General features: G+C 38.5%; 10 protein-coding genes and 2 riboswitches. Of the genes, 3 read left to right on the top strand and 7 right to left on the bottom strand.

Annotation, left to right across the window (positions count from 1 at the left end; genetic code table 11):
• Positions 1 to 211: transposase (locus BMY14_RS09890; protein ID WP_177177541.1), on the top strand; the 211-nt coding region annotated here is incomplete at its 5' end.
• Between the two features lie 162 nt (positions 212 to 373).
• Here BMY14_RS09890 and BMY14_RS09885 read toward each other — a convergent pair.
• The 4 genes from BMY14_RS09885 to BMY14_RS09870 all read right to left on the bottom strand — a co-directional run bounded on the left by BMY14_RS09885 (position 374) and on the right by BMY14_RS09870 (position 4,909).
• Positions 374 to 1,756, bottom strand: coding sequence for an amino acid permease (locus BMY14_RS09885; RefSeq protein WP_091831316.1), 1,383 nt, complete (start codon positions 1,754 to 1,756; stop codon positions 374 to 376).
• Positions 1,757 to 1,952: 196 nt separating this feature from the next.
• A riboswitch (glycine riboswitch) is annotated at positions 1,953 to 2,032 on the bottom strand.
• A 3-nt stretch (positions 2,033 to 2,035) separates the two neighbouring features.
• Positions 2,036 to 2,111: riboswitch (glycine riboswitch) on the bottom strand.
• A 67-nt stretch (positions 2,112 to 2,178) separates the two neighbouring features.
• Positions 2,179 to 2,820 (bottom strand): hypothetical protein, encoded by a 642-nt coding sequence (locus tag BMY14_RS09880; RefSeq protein WP_091831314.1) that lies wholly within the window; start codon positions 2,818 to 2,820, stop codon positions 2,179 to 2,181.
• Between the two features lie 61 nt (positions 2,821 to 2,881).
• Positions 2,882 to 4,522, bottom strand: coding sequence for an FAD-dependent oxidoreductase (locus BMY14_RS09875; protein WP_091831312.1), 1,641 nt, complete (start codon positions 4,520 to 4,522; stop codon positions 2,882 to 2,884).
• Between the two features lie 15 nt (positions 4,523 to 4,537).
• The gene (locus BMY14_RS09870; protein WP_091831310.1) at positions 4,538 to 4,909 is read right to left on the bottom strand and encodes an ArsR/SmtB family transcription factor; all 372 of its coding nucleotides are present in this window, start codon (positions 4,907 to 4,909) and stop codon (positions 4,538 to 4,540) included.
• 230 nt (positions 4,910 to 5,139) lie between these two features.
• On the opposite strand from BMY14_RS09870, the gene BMY14_RS09865 reads away from it, so the two are divergent.
• Positions 5,140 to 5,610, top strand: a complete 471-nt coding sequence (locus tag BMY14_RS09865) for a phosphate-starvation-inducible PsiE family protein (RefSeq protein WP_091831308.1) — start codon at positions 5,140 to 5,142, stop codon at positions 5,608 to 5,610.
• Positions 5,611 to 5,759: 149 nt separating this feature from the next.
• A complete protein-coding gene (locus BMY14_RS09860; RefSeq protein WP_091831305.1) occupies positions 5,760 to 6,233 on the top strand; it encodes a hypothetical protein in 474 nt (157 codons plus the stop codon).
• Between the two features lie 52 nt (positions 6,234 to 6,285).
• Here the strand turns inward: BMY14_RS09860 and BMY14_RS09855 are convergent, their stop codons facing one another.
• From BMY14_RS09855 to BMY14_RS09845, 3 genes are all read right to left on the bottom strand, one after another.
• Complete coding sequence (locus tag BMY14_RS09855) at positions 6,286 to 6,861, bottom strand: class I SAM-dependent methyltransferase (protein WP_091831303.1); 576 nt, start codon at positions 6,859 to 6,861, stop codon at positions 6,286 to 6,288.
• A 112-nt stretch (positions 6,862 to 6,973) separates the two neighbouring features.
• Entirely contained in the window at positions 6,974 to 7,432 is a 459-nt protein-coding gene (locus BMY14_RS09850) for a MarR family winged helix-turn-helix transcriptional regulator (protein WP_245741357.1), read from the bottom strand.
• A gap of 56 nt (positions 7,433 to 7,488) precedes the next feature.
• Positions 7,489 to 8,685, bottom strand: coding sequence for an MFS transporter (locus BMY14_RS09845; protein WP_091831301.1), 1,197 nt, complete (start codon positions 8,683 to 8,685; stop codon positions 7,489 to 7,491).
• Positions 8,686 to 8,872 lie beyond the last annotated feature (187 nt).

The raw sequence follows: 8,872 nt of genomic DNA, 5'->3' as shown, positions 1-8,872 counted from the left end.
TAACCTGGAAAGTATTCAAGGAGCGCTTCTTCGTATGAATCGCTCCATTCAATCCGAAGGTACTTTTGGCATCATGAAAAATAACCGCTGGTACAAAAGAATCGTTCGAAAAGGCATGGAACAAGTACGTTTAGAGATTTTCCTGGTTTCTATCGGGCATAATCTTTATAAATACCACAATAAAAGACTACGTTTGAAGAAAGCCGCATAAACTGTAGAAAAACAGTTTTTATGGGGAAAGGGGTTGTGTACCCTTTTTAAGGTAATTGCCCGCTTGTTTACTCAATATGCATAGAAAAAGAGGATGTGGACAAAATGATTTCTCATTTTGTCACATCCCCTTTTTTTGTATAGAGATCATCCAGACTATTTTTTAAGCCAACTTACTTTGGCTATCTTCTTGATTTTTTTCTTTTTCTTTCATAATCTTATAAATCACCCCAAGCACCATAAACCATACCGGCGTTACAAAGAGAGCTACCCTTGTTTCTTCATTGAATGCCAATACAACAAGCACAAAAGCAAAAAAAGCTAAGATAATATAGTTGATGACGGGATAGAGCGGCATTTTGAATTTACTTTTAGCCGCAAGCGCTGGATTCTTTTTACGATATTTCAAATGGCAGATAACAATCATTGCCCATATAAAAATAAAGCAAAAGGTTGATATACTCGTAATGAGGACAAATACACCTTCCGGCATAATATAGTTCAAAATAACAGAAATCAAAATAACAATCGCTGAAAAAATTGTTGCATTCGCCGGCACATGATTCACAGTTAAATTTCTCATGGCTGCTGGTGCATTATTTTCTTTAGCCAATGAATAAACCATGCGGCTCGTGCTGAAAATACCGCTGTTACAAGCCGACGCCGCGGATGTCAGTACAACAAAATTTACAATCGTTGCGGCAGCGCCAATTCCGACTGCAGCAAAGACCTGGACAAAAGGGCTTTTATCCGGACTGATTGAATTCCATGGATAAATACTCATAATAACAAAAAGTGCTCCAATATAGAAAAGAATAATACGAATTGGAATATTGTTAATCGCTTGTGGAACAACATGTTCTGGATTTTCCGTTTCCCCAGCTGTTAAACCTACTAATTCAATCCCTGTAAACGCAAATACAACCATTTGAAACGAAAGAACAAAACCACCCGCCCCGTTTGGGAACCAGCCGCCATGAGTCCAAAGATTTGTAAAGCTCGATACCCCAACATCGGTAGAAAACACTTTAAAAACCATAATGAGACCGATTGCAATGAGAGATACAATCGCTATAACCTTAATCAAGGCAAACCAAAATTCCATTTCACCAAACAATTTTACGGCAGTCAGGTTCATGAGCAGTAAAATGATCAAAATGATCAAACTTGGTACCCATTGAGCGATATCAGGAAACCAATATTGTATGTAAAGCCCCGCCGCTGTTACATCAGCCATTGCCAGGGAAATCCAGCAAAACCAATAAGTCCAGCCCGTAATGAATGCCGCCCCATTGCCCAAATATTCACGAACAAAATCGACAAAAGAACGATACTGTAAATTAGAGAGCAACAGTTCTCCCAAGGCACGCATAACAAAAAAGCAAATTACCCCGGTTATCATATACGCAAATAAAATAGATGGACCTGCCAAATGAATGGACCTGCCTGAACCTAGAAATAATCCCGTACCAATGGCACCGCCAATCGCCAATAATTGTACATGACGATTTTTTAATCCTCTCGATAAATTTTCATTTTCTGCCATATATAGATTCCACCTTTCGAAATATTACCATTTTAGCTTTTTATAGCTACCCATAAAAAGCTTTATAATTCCGTTATAAATTTACAGTTAAACTACCCACATACTTCCCTCCATACATGAATGGAGACCTCTCGCAAAAATACAGAAAGAGGCCAAATATATAAATTTGGCCTCAAAAAATACAACAATTCATTTGCTCTGTCCTTTTACCTGAGAGATTCACTAATTTATTAAAATCAGCTTGCTCCTTCGGTGCTCTATTGAGGCTCTCCAGAGTTTCGTCCAATAACGGTCCTTTTGCCTGAAAGCATAACATCTTCGGCGGATTCTAAAATCGCTCTCCCATTATCTTCATACGAAATTCAATATTCAATTTGTGATATACTCACATACTTTATCATCCGTTTTAAGAAATGTCAACTTCAAACAGCTACCTGTGCCTTTTCTTTATGAGCTAAAGACACGAACCCGCCACCTAAAATCGTCGATTTGTACCATAGTAACAAATCAATCTTTTTCACTTCACCACTATCAAATACTTTTACAAAAGCCGCACTACCCTTTTCTTCATAAGAAATGGCTACAACCGTTACCCAATGCCATGAATCGAGATTTTCGACTTTTCCATTCGATAAATTCAAAAAAGCAACTGGCATATCCTGAACCAATGCATCCTCAATAAAATGAATAAGTTGCTTGATGGGCGGTCGTGAAGAAGGCACTGCTGCCACCTCAAATCGCGAAAAATCAAAAGCTAAACCCTTCGCATCAATATAATCTGCCATCAATTTACAAAAAAGCTTGCTCGACGAGATGCCTCGCACTGTCGGGGTGACATACCGCCAGCTTTCTTCCATACGCTTCAGCCAATTTTCTTTTGGCATTTTATCTTGATCCGTATTCGTCAAATAAAACATAATATTGCAAGCCACGGATGGTCCACAACCAGAGGCACGCTGCCACTGTGTTTTATACCAATCCTGGTCGCAACCATAATAAGACATTTTACTGGATTCATCTATGACCAATAGCGAATCTGGATTTAAAATCGATTTTGTAATCATATATTGCACCACCTTTTTTCTCTATAAGTTGCATTAAATATTCTATATGGCAATCGTTTCTTTACAAACCCTGCTCAATTTTATATTCTTTATAACCACCCGAAAGATTATATACCTTGGAAAAACCCAGGTTGATTAATACATTTTGCGCCGCATTCCCCGTTACACCTTTATTACAATGAACTACTATACCCTGATCTTTGGCAAACTGTCCTGCCTGATGTTTAATCTCCGCTAATGGTATATTGATAGCACCATCAATATGACCTTTAGCAAAATCTTTATTACTTCTCACATCAATGACGGTATAAGACTCCCGATCGTTCATAAGCATCTTGGCTGTAATAATTTTGCGACCACGCCGCAAAGCATTATCTAATATCATGCCTGTATAAATCACCGGATCTTTGGTCGTAGCAAACGGCGGTGCATACGCCAGATCCAGATGTGCCAAATCGCCGACTTTCGCCCCAAATGTAATAGCCGTCACAAATACATCCAGCCGTTTATCTACACCTTTTTTACCAATAATCTGCACACCCAGTAGCTTTTGCGTTTTCCTGTCGGCGACTGCCTTAATGATTAGTTCTGAACTTCCGGCAAAATACTCAGTCTGATTTGGTTTTATATTATGAATAACTTCTACATCATAGCTGGCTTTTTTAGCGGCTGTTTCTGTATAGCCTGTTTGACCACAGCTTAAATCAAAAACTTGTACAATACCAGTACCTAATACGCCACGAAATGTCAAATCACCACCGGTAATAACATCACCAGCAATCCGGCCCATTTTGTTTGCCGTTGACCCCATTGGTCGATAACACGGTGTGCCATCAATCAGTAAATAACTTTCCGCACAATCTCCCACCGCATAAATACCTGCAATTGAAGTTTCCATTCGTGCATCAACCGCAATGGCTCCCGTAACACCAAGTTTTATACCCGCTTTTTGAGCAAGTTCTACCGCTGGTTTAACACCAACTGAAAGAACGACTAAATCTGCTGGCAATATGCGACCACGATCCGTCCGCACTGTTTTAGTCAATGCATCAATCACCTGCACTCTTTCATCGGTAAATACCTGAACCTGATGTTCCTGTAATTCCTGTTTTATGCGAATCGACATTTCATCATCATAAGATGGCATAACTTTTGGCAGCGCCTCAACAACCGTAACATTCATACCTTTTCGACTCAAGTTTTCAGCGACTTCAAGTCCGATGAAACCACTACCAACGACTACCGCGGTCTTTGGCTTTTTATCTTGGATATATGTTTTGATTTTATCGGCACTCACAATATTTCGCAAATAAAATACATGATCAGCATCTTTACCCTCAATCGGCGGAGATACAGCATTCGCTCCTGTCGCTAAAACTAAAACATCATATTCATCTGAAAAAACTGCACCCGTCTGTAAATTTTCAACCTGCAATGTTTGCTCTTTTACATCTAAGCTCAAAACTTCATGCCCCGTAAAAATATCAATTGCAAAGCGTTTTTTAAACCAAAGCGGATCTCGGGGACTTAGCTGACCTCTTTCAATATAGTCTTCACCAATATAATAAGGCAGTCCACAAGCGGAATATGAAATATCTTGGTCTTTTTCATAAATGACAATCTCAGCATCTAAATTATTGCGGCGCGCTTTCGCCGCAACTGATGTTCCTGCCGCCACAGATCCTATAATAATAATCCTCATTTTAATATCACTCCCTCATATACTAAATTGCTTGTGTTTGACTTCATAACGATCACAAAAATCGGCTTTACCCATTCGCCATTTTTCCTGATTTTCTAAATCCTGCTGATAGAGACTCAAGTTTCGCAAAGTATCATAAATCAAATGATCAATAAATTTTAAATCTGTCGTTTTTAGCAAAGAATAATATGCCCACTGTGCATATTTTCGATCGGTGATCAATCCCGCATTTTTCAAATAAATTAAATGACGCGAAGCCTTCGCCTGTGAAATCTGCAAAGTTTCCATCACGTCGCAAACGCAAAGTTCTTGTTCATATAATAAATTCAAAATTCGCAGTCGCGTTTCATCCGATAATGCTTTTAAAACATCTACTAAATTTTCCATCCGCACACCTCATTGTAGTATAAGCGTATAATCGCTTATACGATTATACGCTTATACTACAATATTTATCATCACAAAGTCAACAAAAAACATCCAAACCAACCGAGAAGCTTACCGATTCACTAAAATAGAAAACGAAGCAGTAGAAAAATATCATAAAATGAACTATAATAGTACTAATGAATTTTTAATTATTATTAAATAAGAATGATTGTAAAAGAGGATACGCTATGAATTTTAACAAAAATCAACTAGAAGAAAGTCATCAATTTGAAATGATCATTGCCAAATATATCAACCACTTCATTCGGGCCCTGCATGTTCTATTTAGCATCGCACTCATGATCACAGTTATACTCACACTTGTCATTTTTGCCACTGATATCTATAATATTTTTTTCAATGGCAATTTAGCTACAGGTACAATCCATGCATTGGGTTCACTTTTAGTTTTGTGGACATTATCTGAACTGCTGCATTCCGAGGTGCGCTCTCTTATGGGAGAACGAATACAAGTTTCCATTTTTATTGAAGTTGCCATCGCGGCATTTGTTCGTAAACTACTGGTCATCAGCACAGAAGGCGTACCTTTGATGGACGCCAGTGTGTACTTAGTCAGCCTGTTAGTACTTGGTATCGTCTATTGGATTTTACACACGCCAAATTCGACTAAAAAGCTTCTTAAAACTCCTGCCAATTAAAGAAGAATGTATATAATAAACGCTCTGTAATTGAAACATTTACAGAGCGTTTATTTTTATGAAGAATAATTTTTCATTCCAAATATCTGCTATAATAAAAGAACAAAAAGTATTGGATTCGCATCACAAATAAAAGGAGGGTCCTTACCATGAAAAAAGTTATGTGTATGATTCTTATGCTGATGTTTTTACAAATCACGACTATAACACAAGCCGCTTCGCTCGATATTCCATCTGGTGCCGGCGGCTTTAACTGGGGAACAGATATCACCCTAATGCCCAGCCTTGAGCTTACTGACATTCCTAATGATTCTGGCATCAGCACCTACACGGTTCTTGATGTATACGCCTATCAATATGATGATTACCTCCCAAACAAGATGATTCCCCCATATGTCGAAATCAAAGGACTATCCTCCACAGGCTATGTAGCAATGTTCATGAGTCATTTAGCTATAGCAGACTTTGCAACGATACAGACTTATTTGACGAATCTTTATGGGCCGCCAAGTATTGTTCAAACGAAAAATCATACGACTTGTACCTGGATTGGCAAACATACAATACTATCACTTTATACAGCCACTGACCAATCCTTTGACATCAGCATTTTGTATAATTAAAAAGCAGCCACAAGACTCTTCAATCTAAGAATCCTGTGGCTGTTTTTATGTATCATTTTTTAACTATAATTGCATACATTTCTGAATTAAGTTCAAACTGTTCAACATTCTGAAACCCAGCCTGTTCGAGTACAGTAGCTAAAGCCTTACCATCAATTCGATGTTCCAGCGGTGGTCCCATTTTACTATTTTCCTGCCTAGTCCATTCAATAATGTAAAAATGCCCCCCGATTTGTAGAATCCGTTTCACTTCCTGAAAAAAAGCAATTGGGTCATCTGCTTCATGAACAACCAAGCAAGCCAAGGCGCGCTCTACCGCTGCATCCGGCAAAATAAAATCAGTTTCCTTCGTCTCAATGAATTCTATATTCTTGAAATTTTTCTCTTTGGCTTTAGCCCTGGCTATTTCAAGCATTTCTGGCATAATATCTAAAGCATAGACCTTCCCTTGCGTACCTACTACGCGAGCCGCCGATAACGTAAAATAGCCCGTGCCGCAACCAATATCGGCAATGCTGTCGCCTTCCGCTAAACCAAACCGCGACAAAGTTTCTTCCGGCGGCAGAAGTTTACGACGTTCGGGATTATCCAATTTATGCTGATTGGCTGGATTAAATTTATGGACCATATCATATCATTCCTTTAAGTTCTTTTAAAATAATTTAAAATTCCCCTAACTTCAAACAAGAATATCATATCACCTCTGGCACGCTATAGCCATACAATCCTTTGATTTTCTTTTATTTAGCAAGCGTATTTGCATACATGGTTTTCAATAAAGCAATTAGCTCCTGTTGCTGTGATTGTGATAAAGCAGCCAATGTTTGTTCACGATGCTTTGCTACAATCTGAATCAAGTCTGGATACTGCTCAAGGGCTATTGCCGTCAAATATATATTTTTCTCCCTTTTATCCGTACCTACCTTGCGTTCAATAAAACCTTTTTTTTCTAATTTAACGAGACTTTTTGAAATAGCTGCTGGTTCAATATTCAAATAACTTGATAAAGCAACTTGTGACATATTGCCCTTTTCTTTAATCATTTTAAGAATCGTCCACTCGGAACTGAAAATCCCGTACTCACCTAGCAAATAATTTAAATTTTTTGATATAGCACGTGTCGTTTGATAAAGTTGATGCATCAATCGATCCGATGTTTCTAAATTTTGCGTTTGCTCTACTGGTTGAATAATAATCACTCCCTCTTGTCTAATTTATAACAGACAAGCAAACAGAATGCAATTTTTTTGCAAAATCAATCCATATTTTCTTCCACTTCGACCACCGCTTGTTTTTTTGGTTTCAATAACCACTGCAAAATAAATAGAATCAAAAACAATACCATTGCCCCTGCCGAATACTTATACATATTGATAAAACCAACATCACCCGCAATCGCACCAAGACCAATCGCCCCCGCGCTCGTTCCCACATCCAACATATTATAAAAAGTAGCACTCGCTCCACTGCGGCGGCTTGGTCTGACTAAATTCAGCATCCAAGTCATTAATGCCGGAAGCAAAAATCCACCCCCAAGTCCATATAAAACCGCAGCACTAAGCAGCATAGTCAACGTTGTCGTCTGAATCAGGACTAACAATGCCGCAAATAACAAAACAGCCCCTGGCAGTATAATCCAGGCAGCACCTTTGCTATCAAAAATACGACCGCCAATTGGTCGTGAAATAAACACGCATAAAGTTCCCACGATAAAAAAATATCCGGCATTTGGTATCTGTGCTTCATGTGCCAACATCGCAATAAAGGTATTGATACTCCCGTAGCTAATCCCAAACAGCATCGTAAGTAAAGCTGGTATCCCCGTTCCTTTTTCAAACAGCTTATCCAGTAATGATATATTGACGACTGATTTTTTTTCATCGGGTACAAATTTGGGCACCGTACATAATTTTGTTCCCAAAATAGCCAATCCTGAAGCCAAAGCCGCAATCAAAAACATCGGCACAAAACCATAATCTGTAATCAACAGCACCCCGGCTGCCGGTGCTAAAGCCATGGCAGCGGTACTTCCCAAGCCAAAATAGCCGATACCTTCCCCGCGCCGCGAAGCTGGTATAATATCAGCGGCAATAACCGCCGAAAAAGTCGTTGTCAACCCAAAACCAAATCCATGCAAAACGCGCAAAGCAATCATTTCATTAACCGAATTAAAGAGCGCGTAACCAATTGTACAAAAGACTGATATACCCAGTCCCAAATACAAGCAATTTTTCTTTCCTACCGTACTAACCCCTAAATCCGTAAACAATCGAATAAAAATAGCTGAAAAACCAAAAACACCCGTGATAATGCCAATTTCTGCTCCAGTTGCTCCATTTGCTGCAGCGTAAAGCGGCAATGTCGGCAGTAAAATATGAAATCCACCAAATAATAATGCATTCGAACATACCAAAGCGATGAAATTTTTTGTCCATAAATTTATCTTTTCCATTTATTTCTCCTTTAACTAAGCTTTTTAAGCTTCCCTTGTTAATAATTAACTAGTTAACTATTAAATTATCATTCGACAAAAAACACATACGCAGGAAGCTGCACTCTGCTAATATTTTTTATGCTCTACTAAATAAATAGTTAACTAGTTAAGTAATGTATTTGATTATACTGCAAAAGAAATAAGC

The organism is Propionispira arboris (genome assembly GCF_900109225.1).
Lineage (GTDB): Bacteria > Bacillota > Negativicutes > Selenomonadales > Selenomonadaceae > Propionispira > Propionispira arboris.
The sequence above is the reverse complement of the archived record's forward strand: the minus strand, read 5'-3'. Positions and strand labels throughout refer to the sequence as shown.